This is a genomic window from Heyndrickxia sp. NPDC080065 (genome assembly GCF_050281185.1).
GTDB lineage: Bacteria > Bacillota > Bacilli > Bacillales > Bacillaceae_C > Heyndrickxia.
Map to the genome: position 1 here is coordinate 43,322 of NZ_JBNNWS010000020.1, position 21,956 is coordinate 65,277.

28 protein-coding genes, 2 pseudogenes and 1 other annotated feature are annotated in these 21,956 nt (G+C 34.3%); of the genes and pseudogenes, 7 read left to right on the plus strand and 23 right to left on the minus strand.

The annotated features are described in order from the left end of the window. Positions 1-2 precede the first annotated feature (2 nt). The 3 genes and pseudogenes from ACQKP0_RS21150 (at position 3) to ACQKP0_RS21160 (ending at position 1,434) form a co-directional block, all read left to right on the plus strand. Positions 3-869 carry an alpha/beta fold hydrolase gene (locus tag ACQKP0_RS21150; protein ID WP_427407818.1) on the plus strand — a complete coding sequence of 289 codons (867 nt, stop codon included), beginning with the start codon at positions 3-5 and terminating at the stop codon, positions 867-869. Between the two features lie 96 nt (positions 870-965). Continuing rightward, a pseudogene (locus ACQKP0_RS21155) lies at positions 966-1,239 on the plus strand (hypothetical protein); the annotation flags it as partial. Positions 1,240-1,284: 45 nt separating this feature from the next. Beyond that, complete coding sequence (locus ACQKP0_RS21160; protein WP_427407819.1) at positions 1,285-1,434, plus strand: hypothetical protein; 150 nt, start codon at positions 1,285-1,287, stop codon at positions 1,432-1,434. 103 nt (positions 1,435-1,537) lie between these two features. Here ACQKP0_RS21160 and ACQKP0_RS21165 read toward each other — a convergent pair whose 3' ends face one another. From ACQKP0_RS21165 to ACQKP0_RS21230, 14 genes are all read right to left on the minus strand, one after another. Next, a complete protein-coding gene (locus ACQKP0_RS21165; protein WP_427407820.1) occupies positions 1,538-1,825 on the minus strand; it encodes an acetyltransferase in 288 nt (95 codons plus the stop codon). A gap of 136 nt (positions 1,826-1,961) precedes the next feature. Next, positions 1,962-2,396 (minus strand): NUDIX hydrolase, encoded by a 435-nt coding sequence (locus ACQKP0_RS21170; protein WP_427407821.1) that lies wholly within the window; start codon positions 2,394-2,396, stop codon positions 1,962-1,964. A 30-nt stretch (positions 2,397-2,426) separates the two neighbouring features. After that, positions 2,427-2,996, minus strand: a complete 570-nt coding sequence (locus ACQKP0_RS21175) for an AAA family ATPase (protein ID WP_427407822.1) — start codon at positions 2,994-2,996, stop codon at positions 2,427-2,429. Positions 2,997-3,291: 295 nt separating this feature from the next. Beyond that, positions 3,292-4,401 (minus strand): protein kinase, encoded by a 1,110-nt coding sequence (locus tag ACQKP0_RS21180; protein ID WP_427407823.1) that lies wholly within the window; start codon positions 4,399-4,401, stop codon positions 3,292-3,294. A 371-nt stretch (positions 4,402-4,772) separates the two neighbouring features. Beyond that, entirely contained in the window at positions 4,773-4,979 is a 207-nt protein-coding gene (locus ACQKP0_RS21185) for a DUF6199 family natural product biosynthesis protein (protein ID WP_427407824.1), read from the minus strand. Between the two features lie 201 nt (positions 4,980-5,180). Further along, positions 5,181-5,597: a VOC family protein gene (locus ACQKP0_RS21190; protein ID WP_427407825.1), complete on the minus strand. Its 417-nt coding sequence runs from the start codon at positions 5,595-5,597 to the stop codon at positions 5,181-5,183. Between the two features lie 140 nt (positions 5,598-5,737). After that, entirely contained in the window at positions 5,738-6,160 is a 423-nt protein-coding gene (locus tag ACQKP0_RS21195) for a VOC family protein (protein ID WP_427407826.1), read from the minus strand. Positions 6,161-6,512: 352 nt separating this feature from the next. Beyond that, positions 6,513-6,689 carry a hypothetical protein gene (locus tag ACQKP0_RS21200; RefSeq protein WP_427407827.1) on the minus strand — a complete coding sequence of 59 codons (177 nt, stop codon included), beginning with the start codon at positions 6,687-6,689 and terminating at the stop codon, positions 6,513-6,515. Between the two features lie 9 nt (positions 6,690-6,698). Beyond that, on the minus strand, positions 6,699-7,208 hold the full coding sequence (locus ACQKP0_RS21205) for an MBL fold metallo-hydrolase (protein WP_427407828.1): 510 nt from the start codon (positions 7,206-7,208) through the stop codon (positions 6,699-6,701). Positions 7,209-7,306: 98 nt separating this feature from the next. Continuing rightward, positions 7,307-8,395, minus strand: coding sequence for a DUF1646 family protein (locus ACQKP0_RS21210; RefSeq protein WP_427407829.1), 1,089 nt, complete (start codon positions 8,393-8,395; stop codon positions 7,307-7,309). Between the two features lie 396 nt (positions 8,396-8,791). Continuing rightward, positions 8,792-9,115 carry a nucleoside triphosphate pyrophosphohydrolase gene (locus ACQKP0_RS21215; RefSeq protein ID WP_427407830.1) on the minus strand — a complete coding sequence of 108 codons (324 nt, stop codon included), beginning with the start codon at positions 9,113-9,115 and terminating at the stop codon, positions 8,792-8,794. Positions 9,116-9,217: 102 nt separating this feature from the next. Then, on the minus strand, positions 9,218-10,456 hold the full coding sequence (gene sstT, locus ACQKP0_RS21220; protein WP_427407831.1) for a serine/threonine transporter SstT: 1,239 nt from the start codon (positions 10,454-10,456) through the stop codon (positions 9,218-9,220). Positions 10,457-10,755: 299 nt separating this feature from the next. Beyond that, on the minus strand, positions 10,756-11,052 hold the full coding sequence (locus ACQKP0_RS21225) for a hypothetical protein (protein ID WP_427407832.1): 297 nt from the start codon (positions 11,050-11,052) through the stop codon (positions 10,756-10,758). 95 nt (positions 11,053-11,147) lie between these two features. After that, positions 11,148-12,518: a TRAP transporter large permease subunit gene (locus tag ACQKP0_RS21230; RefSeq protein ID WP_427407833.1), complete on the minus strand. Its 1,371-nt coding sequence runs from the start codon at positions 12,516-12,518 to the stop codon at positions 11,148-11,150. A gap of 195 nt (positions 12,519-12,713) precedes the next feature. Here ACQKP0_RS21230 and ACQKP0_RS21235 point away from each other — a divergent pair, with 195 nt between their 5' ends. From ACQKP0_RS21235 to ACQKP0_RS21250, 4 genes and pseudogenes are all read left to right on the plus strand, one after another. Beyond that, positions 12,714-13,469 (plus strand): GntR family transcriptional regulator, encoded by a 756-nt coding sequence (locus ACQKP0_RS21235; protein WP_427407834.1) that lies wholly within the window; start codon positions 12,714-12,716, stop codon positions 13,467-13,469. Between the two features lie 295 nt (positions 13,470-13,764). Beyond that, positions 13,765-15,156 (plus strand): acyclic terpene utilization AtuA family protein, encoded by a 1,392-nt coding sequence (locus ACQKP0_RS21240; RefSeq protein WP_427407835.1) that lies wholly within the window; start codon positions 13,765-13,767, stop codon positions 15,154-15,156. Next, on the plus strand, positions 15,156-15,479 hold the full coding sequence (locus ACQKP0_RS21245) for a DUF4387 domain-containing protein (protein WP_427407836.1): 324 nt from the start codon (positions 15,156-15,158) through the stop codon (positions 15,477-15,479). The genes ACQKP0_RS21240 and ACQKP0_RS21245 overlap by 1 nt, the downstream gene beginning before the upstream one ends. A gap of 581 nt (positions 15,480-16,060) precedes the next feature. Further along, positions 16,061-16,279, plus strand: a pseudogene (locus ACQKP0_RS21250) (IS1595 family transposase); the annotation flags it as partial. Between the two features lie 32 nt (positions 16,280-16,311). Here ACQKP0_RS21250 and ACQKP0_RS21255 read toward each other — a convergent pair. The 9 genes from ACQKP0_RS21255 to ACQKP0_RS21295 form a co-directional block, all read right to left on the minus strand. Further along, complete coding sequence (locus ACQKP0_RS21255; protein ID WP_427407837.1) at positions 16,312-16,746, minus strand: hypothetical protein; 435 nt, start codon at positions 16,744-16,746, stop codon at positions 16,312-16,314. 102 nt (positions 16,747-16,848) lie between these two features. Next, positions 16,849-17,100 (minus strand): DUF3953 domain-containing protein, encoded by a 252-nt coding sequence (locus ACQKP0_RS21260; RefSeq protein WP_427407838.1) that lies wholly within the window; start codon positions 17,098-17,100, stop codon positions 16,849-16,851. Between the two features lie 105 nt (positions 17,101-17,205). Then, positions 17,206-17,568, minus strand: coding sequence for a VOC family protein (locus ACQKP0_RS21265; protein WP_427407839.1), 363 nt, complete (start codon positions 17,566-17,568; stop codon positions 17,206-17,208). Between the two features lie 307 nt (positions 17,569-17,875). Then, positions 17,876-18,292, minus strand: a complete 417-nt coding sequence (locus tag ACQKP0_RS21270; RefSeq protein WP_427407840.1) for a VOC family protein — start codon at positions 18,290-18,292, stop codon at positions 17,876-17,878. Between the two features lie 169 nt (positions 18,293-18,461). After that, complete coding sequence (locus tag ACQKP0_RS21275) at positions 18,462-19,004, minus strand: GNAT family N-acetyltransferase (protein ID WP_427407841.1); 543 nt, start codon at positions 19,002-19,004, stop codon at positions 18,462-18,464. Positions 19,005-19,154: 150 nt separating this feature from the next. Next, positions 19,155-19,378, minus strand: a binding site (T-box leader). A gap of 127 nt (positions 19,379-19,505) precedes the next feature. After that, positions 19,506-19,880, minus strand: a complete 375-nt coding sequence (locus ACQKP0_RS21280; protein ID WP_427407842.1) for a VOC family protein — start codon at positions 19,878-19,880, stop codon at positions 19,506-19,508. 231 nt (positions 19,881-20,111) lie between these two features. Beyond that, positions 20,112-20,507 carry a VOC family protein gene (locus tag ACQKP0_RS21285; protein WP_427407843.1) on the minus strand — a complete coding sequence of 132 codons (396 nt, stop codon included), beginning with the start codon at positions 20,505-20,507 and terminating at the stop codon, positions 20,112-20,114. A 452-nt stretch (positions 20,508-20,959) separates the two neighbouring features. Continuing rightward, a complete protein-coding gene (locus ACQKP0_RS21290; RefSeq protein WP_427407847.1) occupies positions 20,960-21,424 on the minus strand; it encodes an ABC-2 transporter permease in 465 nt (154 codons plus the stop codon). Positions 21,425-21,504: 80 nt separating this feature from the next. Further along, positions 21,505-21,714 (minus strand): transcription initiation factor TFIIIB, encoded by a 210-nt coding sequence (locus ACQKP0_RS21295; RefSeq protein ID WP_427407844.1) that lies wholly within the window; start codon positions 21,712-21,714, stop codon positions 21,505-21,507. Positions 21,715-21,956 lie beyond the last annotated feature (242 nt).

Here is a 21,956-nt window from a genome sequence, read left to right on the forward strand (position 1 = left end):
GGATGTTTAACTGTTTTCTTGTCGAGGTCTCGGGAAACACAATTTTCGTGCGCCGTTATGGACAAGGACCGGCAATTCTATTGGTGCACGGCTTCCCGCGTACAAGCCTGATGTGGCGACTCCTCGCGCCGAAACTTGCGGAAAATCATACTGTGATTTGCGTAGACTTGCGCGCCTACGGCCGTAGCGGGATACCCGCCTCTAGCCACGATCACTTTCCATATTCAAAGCGCGCGATGGCGAAGGAATTGGTTGAGGTGATGAGCAAACTTGGCTTCCCGATCTTCATAGTGATCGGTCACGACCGCGGAGGACGCGTCAGCTACCGTATGGCCTTGGATTATCCGAAGAATGTGGAGCGTCTGGCCGTGTTTGACGTCATTCCGATTTTCGAAGCGTGGAAACTGGCAGATGCGCGCTTCGCTCAAACCTACTGGCCCTGGAGTTTACTGTCGCAGAAACCACCTCTGCCGGATTGCTATCTGCTCGGTGCTCCCGAGGCCGTCTTCCATAACCCCTTCGGCGAAGGTTCCTTCGGCCACGAAGTCTTGCAAGAGTATGTTTCAACCTATTACAATCCGGCCCGCGTGCATGGTATCTGTGAGGAGTATCGAGCTGCAGCGACAATCGATGTCGAACACGACCGCGCGGACAAAGAAGCGTCGAAAAAAATTGAGTGTCCGATGCTGCACCTGTGGGCGGAGGGCGGTTGGCTTGACACTTACTATGCAAAAGAAGGCGGTCCGCTCGGCATATGGCGGCAATGGGCTCCGAAGGTGCAAGGGCAGGCGATAAAGGGTGGCCACTTCTTCCCGGAAGAGAATCCTGACGAGACGGCGGTTCTCGTGAAGCTGTTCCTCTCCGCTTAATGAAAGATGTGGTACTGCTTGCTGTTTTTTCTTATCTGCAGAAGCAGGTGCATTTGGCTCCTTTCTTGACTGAACCTCCAGCCTACTTAATCTGTTGAATGGTACATTTTTATGAAGAATTATGCTAATCCAGAAACTGGTATGGCCGCAGGAAAAGCGATTATACATTATAACTTATATGGAGATAAGGAGATATTCAATTAATACAACTATTATCTTCGACGACGAAAGGCTCTTTAACCAGGAACTTTACTCACTTTTATATGCAATTGCAGACGAAATAGTCAATCGGCTGGTTGGTTACTCTGATACCCTATTATCTGTTTATGCAGGATCGAATTTCTATCATGCAGAATATAAATCCAATTAATAATATTAAAAGGAAAACTCATAATAAAAAATGGAGGTGAAAGATATGAAAACAAAAGATGATTTTTTAGAAGGGGCTAAAATCACTGACGATGCTCATACATATGGGCCACCGAATGGAGGAAGTGTAAACCACCGTTCTCCTCAGTCTGTTCCAAATACGCAAGCAGCTAGAACAGGTAAGAAACAGAAATAGACAAATATCATATGCTGATTATTTCAAAGACTTCAAGAGAGCATTTTAATCGGTGAATATGCTTTTCTTTGCTAAGATTTTGTGTGCTACAAAAAAGACCTGGTTATCTCACCAGGTCTTTTGCTTTATCAGGATTGTATTTGTGATATCCTTTTGAACTCATATGACCCCTAAGTGATTCATCAACCCATAGGAAATCAATATGTAAGTTATACAAAAAAATTGTCCCTGTTATGCCCCCTAATATTTCTCCTCCTTCATCCCTAAGAATAAAGCTAATATTCTTGACTGGATGTTTTACATCATCAGGTAGCTTAGAAAGATTATGTTCAATTACTTTTTTTCGAATATATTCACTATCTTCTTGATTCCATTGTTGAGTTATTACCATAATTCCCCTCCAAAAGTTGCTGAATTCATATTTTATCACTTTTGCTTGTTCAACTAAACTACTCTATACCTCATTAAGAAAAAAGCATCTCTTATTAAAGAAATGCACTCCGTTAGCTTCAGAAACATAATTACATTTAATTATATACATTTCCCCTAAGAATATAGGGTACTATAGGTTTCCTTTTTATTAATCCTTTTAATTTACTTGGTATATGTATGTAATTTTCTACTAAGTGAAGGTCCATCCAGGTAATTTCTTCAATCTCGTCAGGTAATGAGATATTTATTTCTCCACCTACTATTTTTCCAAAAAAAGTAAAGATGATCGTGTGATGTCCTCTCTCTTCAAAAAACGCTTCACTCACAGTAAAAATACCACTTATTTCAACATTTACTCCAGTTTCTTCTTTAACTTCACGAATAGCGGCTTCCTCGAGTGTTTCTCCATCTTCTACTGCACCACCAGGTAGTGTAAAATAAGATGATTTTATTCCTTTATTTTTTACCATCAATATTTTTTCATTATTCTCATCAAACAAAAGTACATATACAACATCTACTCTTTTCAAATTCTTCTCCCCTTCCTATTAGTTTTCTTCTCAACTTAACTGCCCTTCAATATGAATAATTTTTTGAATAACTGAATTAGTTTCCTCGTTGTCTTTAATTACAAATAAATAGTCCGCCTCACCTTCTATTGGATCAACTACATCTTCTTTTAAAGATTCAGCCTGTTGCCTGGCAAGAACTTCCTCAAAATTTGTATATGGGCCCCTAAATATATTCGTACTTCTTTGACTTCGAATTACTCTTTCTCGAAGATTAGCATCGGGAATATCAAAATGAACCAAGATACGGACAAACTCATCAGTTTTAAATACCTCTTCAAGTAAATACAATCGTCCTTTTCTACTTCGATTTGAGTTACAAATAATAAAGTGAAAATCTGTGTGTTCTTTGGCATAATCAACAATTAGCCTTGAGAGAGAATGCTTAAGAGTATTAGGTCCTTTTTTGGGTTGTAAGTTCTTATAATAAGTATTAATAAATTCTGCGTGATTATCTTGGTCCATAACAAAAGAGTTATTTAACTGTTTTTTTAAAGCATTTGCAAATGTAGTTTTTCCAGAATGGGTTTTACCTACTGTAATAATGACTAACCTTTTCATATCCTCAACTCCTTCTAGAAATAAGTTCTAGAAACAGCACAAAAATCCTTTTATTTATGTTCTTGTTCAACTAAACTCCCATTAGTCTAATAAGAGCTCTAATTTTCTAAAATACAACCTAATTAGTTGATTTAGAAGTAATTTTTTTACTATTTCATTATTACCTCCAAACACGTATAAAAGTCCAGAATACACAAGGTTATGGATAAATCCTTGCATATTCTGGACACCTCGGATAAATTGTTTTGGAACAATCTCTTCACTTTATTACCATAAAAAAAAATTCAAAAACATACTAGACAAGCTCGGCATCAAAGGAAAGCGGTTCAAATCCAATTTTTGTACAAACCCATTCAATCTCATCGACTGGAAATGGCGTAGTTCTGCTCTTCGAAATGAGATTTGTGTAGAAATCATTCATCACTACAGCAATTGGAGCGTATCGCATGATAATCCCCGCTGCTAAATTCATCACCTCTGGCAACTCATCACCTTTAGCACACCGGCGGATGAAGTCTATTCGTTCAGCTCGATTCACCTTACCCATCAATGCCGTTACAAGCCAGTTCACCAAATGTGTTACCACATAACACCCATCATGAGTTGTGTTCAATTCGAGAAAATCCATTTCAGAATCGGACAGTTCAAACCGTGAAGACGTTGCTAGACCGAAGTCCGTTATATAAACAAGATGTCCGTCAGTTAAAACATTCTTAAAGTGAATATCGAAATGCAGTAACCCGTTTGAATTCATAAAGGAAACAGCGGATCGCAAATTGATATCCACCATGGCTAACGCAGAAGTGGCTGCATTTTCACCATTATCTACCTGTTCCGTAAGCCAGCCGTGTAGGTTATAGGGAAGGTACTCACAAAAAAGTACAACACTGTACACTGATTGCTCAAGAGCCTCGAGACGATCCTGCACTTTTGTGGAACCCCAAAACTTAACCATTCTGGGGATATCGCTCAGTTCCTCTGAGATTTGGATACTTCGATCTGAACTTTTTAACACCCGCCAGTGATACATTAACGGAAAACTCTCACACTGTTTAGCCAGTACCCAATTGGTGGTCATTGTATGGGCAGCTACCTCACGCCACACGCTACCGCCTGGTGATCCTATTCCATAGTGGCAAAATGCAGGAAGTTTAAACACGTTTCCAGTGAACATGAAATTGTGCCTTTCCAATTCCGTAAGTGGTATTATTTTCAAGAATATGTCCGTGTCCTCAAGCTGCAACAAAGCCGTTGTACCACCTATGCCAGTATTAAGAACAGTAGCATCTTCTACTCGTTCTCGAAGCCTTTCATCAGAAAGCAACGCTAATGTAGTAGACACAGCTGCATATCGGGCAACTCGAATATCATGTGACACAAAAGATTTATTCGGTGATGGTTTCATAAGGGATTTATCCTTTCACTTTATTTCTTGGATATTTTTACTTATTTAATAATCTAATAGTTCACAGATCATTACCAAGAACTAAACACATATTATTTGCAAATGTCACCTTCGACATTTACAATAAACATTTATTCCATTAATTTGAGATAGATTGTAATTCGAATTAGCGTATCGATTTTCCTTATATGCTTAGACAATGATCGTATTCTCAATGTGCACTTTTAGTTTCTTTACTTATCTGTTCATTAAAGAGGTTAATTGGGTAATACCAAAAATCCTTCTTCCTCTAACTTCCCCATTAGTTTAATAACTTTAACAAAAAAAGCGTTAATCCTTCTTCATTAACGCACCCATAGCTTAAATTAGAGTCAACTTTTTGAAAGAAAAAAAGCAATGACCCCTCCGATACCAGCAAGCGTTATCATTATACCCCCAAAACGGGTTGACCAAATGTATAAATATGAAGGTTCCGTACCGTCGGTTGATTTCCAACGCTGTGTTATTAACCAGAAGACAGAAGGCTTAATTATCATAAAAACGCCAATAACTATTAAAATAATGCCAAGAAAAATCATCTATCATTTACCACCTTTTTAAATTTCCCTCTATTAAAATAGTACGTTTTCTTTATTTTGAAGTTTCAATCTCCCTGAACTATACTGCTTCCTTAGCTTAATAACTTTAACAAAAAAAGCGTTAATCCTTCTTTGATTAACGCACCTGTTAGTTAAAAAAATAAGTGTCACTACATCGAAAAGCAATTATTTTATAGTCACCTAATCCCATATAGACCAAGCAGCCTCAATTTGATTACCTGATGGGTCTGTAAAGACAAAGTATTTTGCATTTTCCCCACGCATACAAATTTCGGTAACTTCTACACCATTATTCTTTAATGATTTATGTGTATATTCAAGGTCTGAGCAATTCAAAGTAAAGGTTTGATACAGGCGACCATCGCGTAAAAAATCTGCTGTTGTATTGTCCCTTGTTTCTACAAGGAGTAATACAACATTTCCTTCCGGCGGTGTTAATACTGCTACATAACCAATATCATCCTGAAACTTTGGAGCTTTAAGCTTAAATCCAAGTTTATTTTGATACCATTCAATTGTTTCATCAATATTATTAGCTGGTATATAGAGATATCCAATTCTACTGAATAACGACTTTTGTACTTGAGTAACTTCCAATTTTCTCACTCCTGATTAATAATTTTATAGTTAGTTAAAGGAATACAATGCACTAGTTTTCTAGACAATAAACAAGTGTCTGTTCTTATTAAACAATCACACTGTAGTTTATTGTTCACAATCTCTTTTTTTCTATTATTTTATTTATGCTTCTGACAAATCGTAATAACGTTAAAGTCTTCATCCCTCATATTAAAGAAAGATACCGCGTGGTTTCTATGAATTCCACCATAAATAATTTCAAAGCCAAGGTCATGAACATAATCAGCAGCTTTATCAATATCATCAGCTGGCATAAAGAATAATGGAGAGGCAGATTGAGGTACTGGAATTTTATTCATTCCATTAGAATCAATCATTATCTCTAATCCATTTGATAAACGGAATATGTGTAAAGTTCTAAAATTATCTTTTTCTTCTATTGGCAAACCAAGTAACTTACTATATAAATCCACAGATTTCTTTAAATCTCTACTCCACAAAATTACTGATGCAACTTCGCACTTAACTGGACTACATTTCAATTTTTCACCAATTGTCTTACCACCTTTTACTTTTTTCAAAACACTATAAATATTCCATATATTTTAAACAAATCCTTTATTTCTATGATTAATTCGTTCGACAAATATTCTATCTTCTTCATCAAACCTTCCAGTTCGTATAATAAGAACAGTTTTAAAAAATGGTTAGATATTAGTATCTATACATTTTTCCTTTGAGAAATAATTCATATAGAATAATAAACATGGTGCCAATACATAAATCTAAACATTCCTGCCCCAAATTAAAAAGCACTTTCCTTATTTAAAGAAAAGTACCTCTTAATTGAAAATCTACAATAATCATTTTAAAAAAATCATAGTATATACGCTTCCATTATTTAACTAAATCCACATGATGTTTAAATGCTTTTCATTTATCATATAAAAATAAACCACCATGATAACAATAATATTTTCTAGCATTTAATTTTATTAATTTATCTAATGATTCTTTTGCTTCCTCAAGGTTTAATGTAAAATTAGGATTTGCAACATTCAAAACTTTATCTTCAATTACTGCTGCATCTCCTGTGATGATCGTATCCAATTTCTTATTTTAAATTGATATGTGACCTGGTGTATGACATGGAGTTAAAAGTATTTTACAGCCTCCAGCCCAATCAAAAGAGTCACCATCTTTAATAACGATATCGACTGGTACATTCTTTATTTTTTTCAAACGATCAATAACTGCTAATCCGAAATCTTTCTCTGTCTCTGGTAAGTTCACTAGCATTTCCTCTGCTTGAATAAGACGAAGAGACTTTTTTTCTCCAGTAACATAGCCTTTTTCAATTTCACTTGCTATAACTTTGATATTAGGGTATTTTTCCTTTAATTCAAATAATGCTCCCATATGATCATCATCATGATGAGTAATTAACACCTTCGTTAGTGATTCAGGTAAAATTCCTTTACTTTTAAGTTCTGCTTCCAATATTGGAAGCATACCAGGGTATCCACAATCAACTAAAATGATTTCATTTTCATCTTTAATTATAGTAGGATGAATAACCATTTCACTTTCGTTATACATAAATTTCAGATCTAGTTGAATGATTTCCATAACTTTTTCTCCCCATGAAGCTAAATAAAATTATAAAGCCTTTTATATCAACTTCTTATTTTTTACTAATAGATATTCTTTCTATTTTAACACTTCTATTAACCAACTATAACAATGACAATAAAGAATAGGACCATGGAAATAAGGCCGATAGGAAAAGCAATTCGTGCATATTCCAGGCTGGTAATTTTGAGCTTCCCTGCTGAAATAATATTCGGGATGTTTCCTGGAATCAGCATTCCTCCACTGATGATAAGTCCCAGTAACAGAGCTTGAATGGTCGATTCATTCATGACTGGGCTTACTTCAGCAGCAGCCAAGGTTGCATTATCTAATATGGCTGAAATGATATTGATCCAATACATAACTAACGGATGTAAGCCGAGTAGGAATTTATCGATAAACGGTTGAAATCCTGCACCAAGAAAAGTTAATGCCATTACAAATAAATAAATTTTTAGACTACGAATAATAATTTCTGTATACGTTTCTTTTTGGTATGGTGTTTCATTTTCCACTTCATTTTGTTCCTTCTTCTTTGTCTCTTCTAAATCTGATGCAGTTGCTACTTCATTTTTTGCCAAAATGGCCGCTGATTCATCTCTCGATTTAACCATGAATGCAGCGAGTACCCCGAAAGCGATGACACCTGGGATGACATACACACCAATAGATTTCAACAAATAGAAGAAACTTTCGTCTAGTTTACTAACCACGATTGTCGAAAGAGGTTCTCCAATCGGTGTCAAAACTGCTCCCATTCCAATTGCAAAGCATGCTAAAACAACTAAGGAAATTTCTGATTTTCTATCCATTTTTAAAACGCTTACAACAGCAACAAGGATAATAGCAGCAATAATAGCAGTAATCACACTAGAAATGAATCCAAGAATAATTACAAATAATGCAATAAACATTCGATATGGAATTGCTTTACTAAGCCCCAATATCCCTTTTTCAATCGGTCCCTGGAACCATCTGAACAAAAGACCGGCAACAAGTACTGCTAATGTAATATTAATCGGATGAAGCAAAGCTTCTTCTATTAGATTCCAGTCCAATGACTTACTAACAAGTACAGATAGAATCCCCATAATAAACAGGAATACTTCCAAGTTACGCTCAACTACCTTAGTGAACGGCAGCAATAGCACGAGCACCAGTATAATTGATAAACCAATGATCATAAATGTAATTCCTCACTTTCTAATATTTTTATCTATTAAAATATAAAAAAGCCTGTCGTTAAGGGACATAAGTATCCCTTGGTGACAGACTCCTCCATTAAAAATAAATGTATATTCAGTTATCGTATGAAAAGTAAAATGCTCTATTTCAAAAGATTGGGGTAAAAAAACAACTAAATTTAGTTTATCATACAGAAAATAATTTTTGCAACACTTTTTTAGCAGAAGATTCAGAATCTCTAAGTCCCTATATATATCAAATAATTCAATTATACTCTACAGAATATCCAAAATAATAATATTTGTACAACCTTTTTAAGTTCCATTTTCGCTTGATTAGCTTCATTATTTTAATCTATTCAAACATTCTTATTCTCTCTCCAAATAAAATGCAGCTTATTCCTCTACCTCAAATAAAAAGGTTTTTTTCTCAAATCCCCCACGATGCTCCGCTTTTTCTCTTCTTATGGCTTCTACCTTATCGAAATCAGCATTATGGATTTTTGCACAAGCATGTATAATTTCTAATACATCCGCCAACTCTTCCAGTGCATCGTTATCATTACTAGTTTCTATATATTCTTGTATTTCTTCAATACTCTTTTTCTTTAATTCTATTATGTATTCTTCATCTGATAAGGTAGATATTTTAGGGGTTTTCCCATTAGATTTAATAATTTCCGGGATGTTGTCACGGACAAGTTTGTTGTAGATTGGCATGTTAGAGCCCCCATAACTTATAATTTCTAGTTAGATATTACCATATTTTGAAATAGTATAAAAAAGGGAAGCCCGCTATCACACAGATAGGGGCTTTCTTCTTTATGCTACTTTATTGATATCTATTTTTTTCCCTTCTTTACGACGCTTCCTAAATTCAGCTGCAGCTGTAAAAAGTACGTCTGTGGAAGAGTTGAGTGCAGTTTCGCAAGAATCTTGTAAAACACCTACGATAAAGCCTACTCCAACTACGGTCATCGCAACATCATTCGAAATTCCAAATAAGCTACATGCTAATGGTATCAGCAACAAGGAACCGCCAGCAACACCTGAAGCTCCACAAGCACATACAGCTGCAAGGACGCTGAGAATAATAGCCGTAGGAATGTCCACATGAATACCAAGTGTATGAACAGCTGCAAGTGTCAAAACAGAAATTGTAACAGCTGCACCAGCCATATTGATCGTTGCACCTAATGGAATGGATACAGAATAAGTATCTTTATCTAAACCTAATTTCTCGCATAATCTCATATTTACAGGAATGTTTGCAGCAGAGCTTCGTGTAAAGAATGCTGTAATAGCACTTTCATTTAAGCACTTAAACACTAACGGATACGGATTTTGACGGATACATACATACACAATGATAGGATTGACAACAAGTGCTACAAAAATCATACATCCAATCAAAACAGCAAGTAATTTTCCATAACTCAATAATGAATCAAGACCATTTGTCGTAATAGACTCAATAACTAGACCCATAATTCCAAATGGGGCAAATTTTATTACCCATGTAACGATTTTGGATACTGCATCTGAAACATTCGAAATCATTGTTTTTGTTGTATCTGGGGCGTTTTTTAAAGCTAAACCAAGAAGGATTGCCCAAGATAAGATCCCGATATAGTTCGCATTGTAAATGGCTTTGATTGGGTTATCTACAACGTTCATCAGCAATTTTCTAAGAACTTCGACAACACCGCCAGGAGCTGTCAATTCATTATTACCCGTTGCCAGCTTTAAACTGACCGGAAACATATAGCTTGCAATAACCGCTACTACCCCAGCTAAAAAGGTTCCTAAAAGATAGAGGACGATAATAGATTTCATATTCGTTTTCTGCCCACTCTTGTGCTGAGCAATGGCCGACATTACTAAGAACAATACCAATACAGGTGCAATTGCCTTCAATGCACCTACAAATAAAGAGCCTAATATGACGAATGGCTTGGCTACCGTCGGAATGGCGACTGCCAAAATAATTCCGATTATTAAACCTATACATATTTGTTTTACTAGACTTAAATGATTCCACTTTTTCACAACACTAATCACAATTGTTCCCCCCTGCTGTTAAAATGCTAACTTTGCAATATACTATATTCCATTTTTTATTCATAACTATTATATCAATTAAAAATATTATAATAAATACGACAATATTCTACAATATCTTTATTTTTGGAATTTGCAGAAATATATCTTGACTTCAGGGGGATTTAACAAAAAACTAAGGTCAGTCACCCGGAAAATAAATATTTTCCTTCACTGGGGACTGACCCTACTTTTATTGTCCATCACAAGCTTAAAACATTTAAAATATGACTAGAATCATTTGAATTATAGGTAATTCACTAAATCGAGCTGCTTATTCCATCTTTACTATCCCTCTGAATATTTTTTAATTCTTTTTTATCTGCCTGAATTGTAAGTGAATGTTCCTTCGAAATATAAATATTTATTATTCCGAAAAGTACTGCTATTGCCGCTAACTTGATCCCCCAGAACATTACCTTTCCCGAAAAAATAGCAATCATTTCCCCACCTGAACCACCAATAATAACAGCTATTAAATACATTAAACCTACAATAAAACCTAAAAGAATAGTTAAAATAGAGACATAAGAATAAACCTTTTGAAGAATATTCAAGTTTTTTACCTCCTCATGTATTAAGTCTTTATACAAAACTCAAATTCTCTCTTTTCCTGAAAAATAAAATAGGATTTATTTCAAATAACAAAAAACTATAATCCAAGAATAGGCAGTATTCCCGTTAATAGTAGAATACTTAAAATGAGATGGAGAATGATCCAAATGATTGCCAATTTTGTTGTTTTATAAAAATCCGAATCAGCTATACCCATTGCTACAAATAAACCAAGAGCAAGTGGTGGTGTCATTCCTTCCATCGCACCAGTCATAGCTGGAAGTAAGGCAGCAAACAAAACAGGGTTTCCTCCGAGTGCACTAAAAGAAGCAATCATAGCTCCACCTAAAATAGCAACCTGGGCAGTACCAGGTAGAACCATTCCCAATAACGCAAAGAAAATCGGGAGGATAATAACAAAAGCAGTGACATTAAGACCTAATGACATGAACCATTGCTTGATTTGCTCCTCTGCACCAATGCCCACAAAAGCTTGTGAAGTCGCGTAAGCAAAATATATAGTAACGGCAATAGGCACTACCTTAGTTAAAGAACTTTTAACTATTTCTACCAATGCCCCAAATTTCACTTTCCTATCTGATAAAGATTTTCTTCCAGTCCAAATAGCATAGGCACCAGCAATTCCGGGAGTGAACATTAATACTGAACTAGAAAAGGATGCGCTTCCATTTTCGCCAATTCTAGCAATCAACCAATCTTTTGCTTGTGCATCGATAAATAGTGGGATGAAAATTAAAGCTGGAATAACAAGTGCTGACCAACCAAGTTTAAATGATTCCGACAATGAAGGGATTTCATTTGATGGTATTGGTCGTACCTTATATACCCTACAAAGTACAAAAAGCGTTAACCATCTTTGTAAGAAGAACCAGGCACCTATCGAATATGCAGCTAGCATCCATCCGCTTAACGATATGCTCCCTGGTACAGTATTTTCAAGAATTCCATAGCTCAAAAAGATAATTCCTGCGGGAGGAATAATATTACCTAACATACTAGATGACATTTCTGTAGTTGCTGCTAAATGTGCAGGAAATCCAGATCTTTTCATCATTGGAATTGTAAATACCCCTGTAGCTGCTACATTTCCTGGACCTGATCCTGAAAGTGCGGCCATAAAAGTACTTGCTAGTAAAGCAACATAACCTGCTCCCCCACGAACCCTTCCTACTATTGCCAGCATGATCTGGACAATTTTATTAACTACTTTTGTTGCATCGAATAAAACAGCAATAATCATAAAAGCGAAAATTGTGTAAAAAAGACTGCTTGTCGATGGATATAAAAGAAACTCTAAAAATTTATTCCACTGTCCTGAAAGAGTGATCATCAATAGAAACGATAAAGCCATAATTTCATACATCGGTCTCTTAAAATAGAGAAATAATACAGCTACAAAAACAATTAACAACAACAAAAAAATTATGGGCATAGGTATTCCAAGCATAATTTTCCTCCTTTTTCCGATTTGCACTTCTTTTCATAACCAGTTATACCAGTGGTTATATGAAATTCAATTTATTATATCAGACTTTTTTAAATTATGAAATAATTTTTCAGATAAATTTAATTTTTATATTTTTCGGCTTTTTTTAATAATAGATGTTATAATCTCTCATAAAATGGTACAGGATGTGAAAATATGTTAAAACGTAATAGTTCGGTGCCTCTCTATGAACAATTGGGGATTCTATTTAAAGAAAAGATATTATCTGGTGAATGGGCGAATGGAAAACAACTCCCTCCTGAAAGAGAGTTATGCGACTTATATGAAGTAAGCAGAATAACTGTAAGACAGGCTATTGATATGATCGAGAATGAAGGATTACTCCAACGAAAACACGGCATCGGAACCTTCGTTTCAATGGAAAATAAACTCGAACAACAACTAAATGAGATAAAAAGCTTCCAGAAAACACTTATACAAAAAGGAGTTATCGCTTCTACAAGAATTGTTACTTGTGGACATATGCTGTGCAGTGTGCAACTTGCCAAGGTATTGAATGTTGATTTAACAGATCAGATAACAAATATTAAACTGCTTGGTTATGGAGACAGTTATCCTATTGTTTTTTACGATAGTTTTTTCCCTATCCATATTGGTAAAGAGATGGAACGCGAAGCGAGTGAAGCTGAAAAGACTGGTCTTGCCTTCTCAACACTTGACTTGTATCGTAGTAAACTTCTCATAAAGCCTACTCATGTAGAACAGACATTTGAATCGATAACTTCCAACGTTCAACTTTCTGAATTGTTGAAAGTGCAAGAAGGCTGGCCTATCTTTAAAGTTACGTCCATTATGTATAACGAAAATACTCCCCTTGAATATCGTGAGGCATTTTACAGAGGAGATAAATATCGCTTCTTTATCAAAAGAAATTTCCCTGAATTATTATGAACAATTACACAAGCACCTTGTTTAGTCTCGAAACAAATTAGCTTTCAACTTGGAATTCAGAAGTTGACTTCCTTGATAAAAGCTTGACCTTAAGGGCTAAACCATGAAGCTAGAGTTAGAGAACTTTCTTAGTTAAGTTATAAAAAGAAAATAGTTTTACATTGCCCTTACCAAAAAATCAGTCCCGAAATAAATAAATTTCGTGACTTTTTTAATTTTCAGAATTGACATAACATAAAATTGGTAATATATTGTTATCAGTGGTTATAACAAGTGATGATTTGGAGGCGTTATTATGAAAAAAGAGCTTAGGATTGTAAGTCCAAACGGTCATCTTGGATTCGCACCGACAAAAGAAGAAAGTTTTTATCTTGCTGCTGCCACAAAGCCTGATTATTATTGTTGCGACTCTGGAAGTGATGATATTGGTGCTGCTGCACTTGGAGCCGATCGTTCAGTAAGTATGTATAAATGGCAGAAGCATGATCTTGAATTAATGCTCCTCGCTTCTCGAGAGCAAAATGTTCCAATGCTTGTTGGTTCAGCTGGCGATTGTGGTACAAACAGTCGTGTAGATTTATATGTCCAAATCATCAAAGACCTTGCTAGGGAGCATAATCTTCCTCCTTTCAAAATCGCTTACTTTTATTCAGAAGTGGATACTTCATATTTAAGCGACAAAGTGAATCATAACATTATACTTGAAGGCCTTGATGGTAGAGAGAATTTAACTAAAGAAGAGATTCAAAAAACTACTCGAGTTGTCGCAGTTGCTGGTATCCACCCTTTTATAAAAGCTTTGGAAATGGGAGCAGATGTCATTATTGGAGGACGATCAAGTGACTGTGCAATTTTTGCTGCACCTGCCATTTTTGAAGGTTTCCCTAAAGAACACGCATATTATCTTGGAAAAGTGCTAGAGTGTGCATCCTTCTGTGCAGAACCATACGGAGCAAAAGAAAGCGTCATCGGAATAATCACTCATCAAGATGTAAAAGTAACCGCTATGGCACCTCACCAACGTTGTACAATTGCAAGTGTTGCAGGACATGCAATGTATGAAAGAGCCAATCCCTATTTTGAATATTTTGCAGGTGGATTACTTGATATGACAAATTGTAAATACGAACAATTTGACGAAAGAACAACTAGGATAACCGGACAAAAATATGTCCCTATTGAAGGTGACATTAAAGTAAAACTTGAAGGTGCTGGGAAGGTTGGCGAAAAATATATCGGAATTGCGGGCGTTCGTGATCCTTATACCATCAAAAATATTGATAAAGTTATTCAGCTTTGCCAGGAACAAGTAGCAGAAGAGTTTCCTGACATTGAATACTATCTCAATTTCCGTATTTTTGGAAAAAATGGAGTAATGGGTGATATGGAGCCTGTAAAAGAAATAAAATCCCACGAACTAGGCATCGTAATTGAAGGTATTGCTGAAACAAAGGAACTGGCCGAAGCGATAACATTAATGGGAACTAGACAAATCTTTTATGCACGTCTACCAGAGGTTAAAGGTACAGCTGGAACTGCAGCCTTCATTGTAGATGAAGTGCTTCCATCAACCGCTTCATATTCATGGACGATAAACCACACTGTTCCAGTAAAAGATCCTATGGAATTATTTGAACTTCATATAGAAACAGTGAACGAAACAGTAAAATCATATGGAGGATTGTAATGGATACAAAAACATTAGCTGAACTCGCAAACACTATTCGAAGTAAAAATGCAGGTACAGATAAAATCACATTTGATATTATTTTTCGAGAAAAAAGTAACTATGAACTCGTCCGAAATAGCGGTGTCCTAACTAGAAAAAAAGTAGCTGAACTATTCATGATATCAGAGGATCGAATCAGTGACTTTGTTGAATTTGATCCTGCATACGCTATTAAATTTACAATGATCAGAAATGCACCTAGTGGGAGTCCAGGAGAAAGTGATATTTTTGGATGCCAGCAGTATCCACCATTACTAGATATCTTGGTACCTATACAATAAATAAGTATTAATGATCAAAAAACTTTCCATTTTATACAGCTAACATATATCTTGGATATTTCCCTGGTTTATGTTAGCTAATCTCAATTACAAACAGACCTCCCTATCATTTAGTATCTAATGAAATATTGTCTCTTTTATAACTTAAACACATGTGCAGGCTGCTTATACAGTGTCTCTAAAGAGAAATATTGAAGCAATTCTTTATGATGTAAAAATTGTATGACACTTCATTCTATATCAAGATTCATATAATAAAAAACAAATTTATAGGTTTGTATTATTACTGCTTGATCAATAAGTTTTTGATCTAGTTCAGTTTTCACATTTGAGGTCAGTCCCTTCAGTATTAAAAAGACTCTCATTTATATTACATATCTTATAAGAAAAAAACTGATTAACCATAGAAAAATAGCAGTTCGAGTTATTATATACATTACAAATTCAAAGGAAGTAAGTTTTCTTTCACGCTTCGTTTTTTTTAGCTGTCTACCTAACCTGATCTATATTTTTAAAACTAGATGCAATGTAAAATCTCATTCTATTTTTCTTGGAAATCTAACTTTCTTTGTTTTTTGAAAAAAAAAAGAATTTATCACATCCAACACGTTAATAATTTTCACAATCAACTAAAAGATTGGATGGAGCATTTTCAAGGTGTAGGAACTTATTATTTGGATAACTATCTCTATTGGTTTCGTGGCTTGAATTAGGGAAGGATTTAGCATTTGATAAACGAGTAGAGCAAATGCTTATTTCAGCGTAATTATATAACCGTTGAACTGTTTAGAAGAGCTTAAAATAAGAGAACAACTTTTAAAATGTATTTAATTTAACTCTTTAATGCAGAACTTAATTTGGTATTTATCGCTTCTTTACCATCAACATAAAAGACTAACACGTTTTTAATAGTAAAGGTTTTATAAGGCACTAATTTAGCATTTGCATTAGCTTTTTCAAATGCTTCCATTCCAGCTTTTCGGTCATCTACTGATTGAAATATATAAATAGATAATGTCGTGCCTTCTAAAGAATATGCTTTAGGTGAAACGCCATTTAACTCTTTAATAAAAACGTTATTCTCTGGTAAATCTACATCCTTTAACTCCAAGCCCTGTTCTTTTATGTAAGTTTCTATTTCTTCTAAAGTAATTGCAGGATTTAAATTGTTGCTTGTTTGTTGTCTTGTGTCTTGTTCTGCTTTTGGCTGAACGCAAGCACCAAGAACAGAAATAAGTAGTATAAAAAACATTAATTTTTTTAACAAAAAATCACATCCTTCTTTATTATTAGACGCATAAAATATTTTTAAGTTTCAATATTGCATCACATCAAAAAACAACAATCTTTTAGAAAACAGCCTTTATTTTTAATTAATGCCTTGAATAGCAAAGAAAAAAGTGAACAACGAAATGCACAAATAGAAGATACTCCACAATAAACTCTGAGTTCTTTTATATTCTCGTAATCCTATTGCAAGGAACATTGCACTCATGAGTATGAAACTCACTGATTGTAAGTTGAAGTTTTCCGTAACCAAACTGTAAATATTAATTAACAATACAGGGATTGCAAAAATTATTTGAAACAACATTAAAATATCAAACTTTTTTTCTTCCATTTTTATTTTTATACCTCTCACTAAAAATCTGTCACCTTCAAAAGGTACCCTATTTAAACATACCTAAGATTTTTTGTATCAATACATTTCTGGAGCATATCATTTTCACATTTCCATCTGTAAGTTTTGCCATTCTATTAGATTAATGGCGTTTCCATCAGAATCATAAATATCAAAATCTACATGTATATTCATGTTAGATGACCAATTATTTAATTCACCTACTTTAACCCCTCGTTTCTTCAAATTCTCATACAGCTCTAAGATATTTCTACAATTCAAATTGAATGTTGGATATTGTTGAATCTGAAAATTCTCTTTTGATTCTATTAATGTAAGTATTGGCGAATTTTCGCTTATTATATAATTAGCACCTCTGGCATGATCCCATTGTTCAACATCACGTAGCTTTAGGCCAAGTACATTAGAATAGAACGACATAGAAATTTCCAAGTCTGTTACCCTCAAAAACACTGCTCCTAGAAAGTTAATAATCATGTCAACACCACCAAAAAGATTATTTTAATTTCCTTTGCAATAGACCATAACAAACTCCACAGGAATGGAATATAAAAGCCATTAAGTACTCAGATATTCCAATATTTCAAAAATTGATTTTAATACGATGTTTTATCCATCAGGGTCTTGTATAAAAGTTTTTTAATTCCCATTTGCCTTGTTTACCCATAATTGGCTCCACTGAAATATTTCCACCAGTTCCCACTGACTTCTTCAATAAGAGAATCCAAATCATCCCAACTAACATAAATATTAGTTAATCACTACCAGCAAATACCGTTACATAACCATCTACATCTTTAACAGCGAATTCTTTCCATTGCTTATTTCCTATAGTCTCAATTATTGGTCCGTATGCAAAAATTGCACCTTTTGATTTATATTCCTCGTACAACTTCCCAACACCCTTAAAATTAGAATAGAAATATGAATCCCATCCAATATTTTTTCCATCCCGCTGGACATTGTCTGGTTTTGCGTTAGGTCTTACATCAACAGGATTCTTAGCTTGTTGAAGGATAAAGCTTAGGTTATTACCACGTTCTTCGTGTCCCCAATCATCTACATTAAATCCAAGGGTATTTTGATAATACATTTTTGATTTATTAAAATCTGAAACAAGTCTTACTTGAAGAAAGTTCTTAATATAGATGTCTTGTTTTACTTTTTCCATATATACCCTTCCATTTCGATATAAATTATTCTACAACTTTTCCATTTACCTTCTAAAAAAGTAGTACAGTATAAAAGATTGTTCGTATGCTAAACTGCCCTTCAAAAAGAAAAAAAAGCATCCTTTGTTAAAGGAATGCCATTCGAATTAAGAGTAGTAAACTGTTAACCTATGAGTTAAAAATTCCATAATATATTAGACTTTGATATTGATTTTCTTTCATCACATGATCGATTAATATCCCTTCTTGTTTCATGCCTAATTTTTGCATAACTCTTCCCGAAGCTGGATTGGATTCCAAGTAACGAGCAAATACTTTATGGTACTGTTTTTCTTCGAATGCAAATTGTAAGATGGCTAGCGCTGCCTCGGTAGCATATCCATTACCCCAAAATTCTTCACCAATCCAATAAGCTATCTCACCATTATTAAACTTTTGGTTGTTAGTTAGCGCTATAGCTCCATATAACTCTCCACTTTCCTTATCTGTTATAGCAAATTCATATGATTTATTTGCATTATAATTATCTAGATGATGTTCAATCCACGTTAAAGCATCCTCAATAGAGTATGGATAAGGTATGTACAATGTATTTTTATAAATATTATAATTATTACAAAGTTTAGTAACAGTTTCTGCATCAGAATTTTGAAACAGTCTTAATACTAGTCTTTTAGTGGTAATTGTTTTATTTTGGTTATCATATTTCATAAGAGATCCTCCAAATTATTGATAAATTCTATAAAAAACATTAATTATCCAAAACTTTACAATCTTTATTAACTTTAGCAACTCCTTCTCATCATAATTACACTCCTCCATTTGCATTGTGATCAAATAAAATAAAAAGCCTATCATCTCTACAGAGACGATAGGCTAAACCTAACGTGGTACCACTCTAATTAGTTTGCAAAGTAAATATGACAAACCTTCTCATCAACATTATAACGGATTTTACCCGTATAGACCTACATATCAGTCTAACCACTCATAGGCGACTTGGGGAACTTTGTTGACTACCTTTCAGCAAACGGCAGCTCTCTGCACAACATACATTCCTTAATATTCCCAATCTTTGTGTTGTTTATAAAATTTTATAAATTATAACAACCATCTTTGATTTAGTCAATTAAATTATTAACTAATCTGTCCCTTAAAAAAAAGCGTTCCTGCTTATTATTGAAACTCCTCAGTTAATGCACTAAATTTTTATTATGCTGTTTCCTCACAAATCATTAATAAATTACCATCAGGGTCTTTAAACACAAAATAAAAATTATCCTGAATGTCTGTTACTAGTTCAACATCATTTACTTTCATAAATTCATATGAGGCATGAATATCATTCGTTACAAATTGAATTGATGGAACTTGATAAGTTGAAATATTACCATTTTCGTTTCTCCATTTTGGCATGGTATCTAAAACTAATCCAGCTGTACCTTCCATTGGTGCAGTGTATAGATGTCCAAAGAATATTTCTCCGCCTTCCAAACCAAGTATTTTACTGTACCATTCTTTTGCTTTCTCAAGATTACGGACCGGAACAAACACACCGCCAATTCGGTTTTTAATCGGTGTTTTCACTTAAACTCATCCCCTAAATATTATTTAATTTAATAATTCAATATTCAGATACTAATTACCTCTTACTTTATTAAATTGTTTGACAGATCACCATTTTTTATAAACCTGCCTGCTCCTTTAGTGAAATAAGAAAAAAAACTGTAATTATAATTGATCTACAGCCCCTATACTTGTTCGTTAAACTAGATAATAATTATTTTATTTTTAGAATATAAGCAAAAGAAGTATGATTTATTGCCGAATTTCTCGCATTGAACCTAGTACGATATTGTATACATCGGAGTCTTTTATACAGGTATTTTTAAACTCCCATCCACCGTGTGTACCTGTAAAAGGCTCCACCTCAATTTTTCCACCATTTCCACGGATTTCTTCAACCAAAGTGTCCAAGTCATCCCAGCTAACGTGAATATATGTGTCCCATCCGAATTCAGGACCTTCCCAATCGGTAGGATAATCTGAACGCTTTTTTGATGCTGCGTTTGGTCGCACATCATCTGGAGCGCTCGGCTGCTGAAGAATTATGGTCATCCCGTCTCGTTCTGCGTGCCCCCAGTCATCAACTATACATCCAAGAACATCACGGTAGTATTCCTGCGATTTTTTTAAATCTGAAACTAAACGCACTTGAATCGTTTTACCTAATTTCCCCTTCTTTTGTTATTTTACTTCCATCTTTTCTCACTCCCATTAAAGAAATTCCAATTGTTGACACAATCTCCAAACTTGGATTATTGATATATTCTATATGTTTGTAATAAATTCCTTCTTCAACAAACCTCCCTTTCAGGTGAAGGTCTTTGACAACATTTTTTCAGTTAAACACTGAATGTTCCTGTTCAGCCTTCGATAAAATCTTTTAATGAAGAAACAGCCCAGGTTTAACTCTCATCTTCGTGTTTCTAAACATATATCTTCTCTTTGTATTGTAAGGTTTGAAAAAGAATAGACAAATAAATAAGGTGATTATGTTTCATTTGTTCCATCATACATAATCACTCCGTTAGATTGCGCTCACAATAATATTTTTACCTATTACTTCCTATATCTATTTCTTGAATAGAATAACTTCATTCATATTAAAAAGCTTTGTTCTTGTAGATACGAATAGATAACATCCATGATAATCCATAGAAACTAACTGCTATGACAGCAAGAATCCCGTATAATTGCAGTTCCGAAATTCCCTTCAAAAAAACGAAGAAATCATTATCATATTTGTTTAGTATATAAGGAATATTTCGCATCAAAAACATAATTCCAGTAGATAAAAGTATAGAAACGAATAAAAGATATTGTGCTTTAAACTTATAAAAAAACGGTAAGTAAAATGCAGCAACCATCATCACAACTCCGAAAGTTATTACGAGATTTTTCAAAGAAAACTGGAATTTCATGCTATCCACAATGAAATAATTTCCAACTAAACAAAATGGAGTTACAGCTATTGTAATAAGCAAAGTTTCTATATATTTCGAACTCACAATTTCCTTTCTTGTATAAGGCAATACCCATCCTAAAACGTTTAATTTATTAAGTTTTATTCCACTAACTCCTTACTAGAAAACTATATTTGTTCTTCAACTCTTCTGCCTGTTAGTACAGTTTTACCTAATTTATTAATCTAATCAATCAATGTCCCTTTAAATTTCTCTGGCTTTTTTACATAGCCTTCGATGATATATCCACATTTACAACAAATAATGTATCCAACATCTGAACCTAAACTCATTTTATTACTGGGGTACATTACTCCATATCCACTATGCTTTCCTTTCCCCAATTCTATCCCACCACATTTTGGACATTCTGTTATTTTCGTAGAATATTTCATTTGAAAACCTCCCCAAAAATATAAATAAGCTCTGATTCAAGCTGCTCCCGAATCTTCAGCGAAAGAATAGTACTTCTTTTGATATTCTTAATTTATTTACGAATGGACTGTAAATTTGTTTCACTTTATTTCAACTATTCTGCCACTTTCGTATTATAAGGTCAGCCAGAAAATATTTCTGGTTGACCATTTTTTATATGGTTTTATTATAACAGTAGCCAGGGTAGAACGTATCTGCCCGT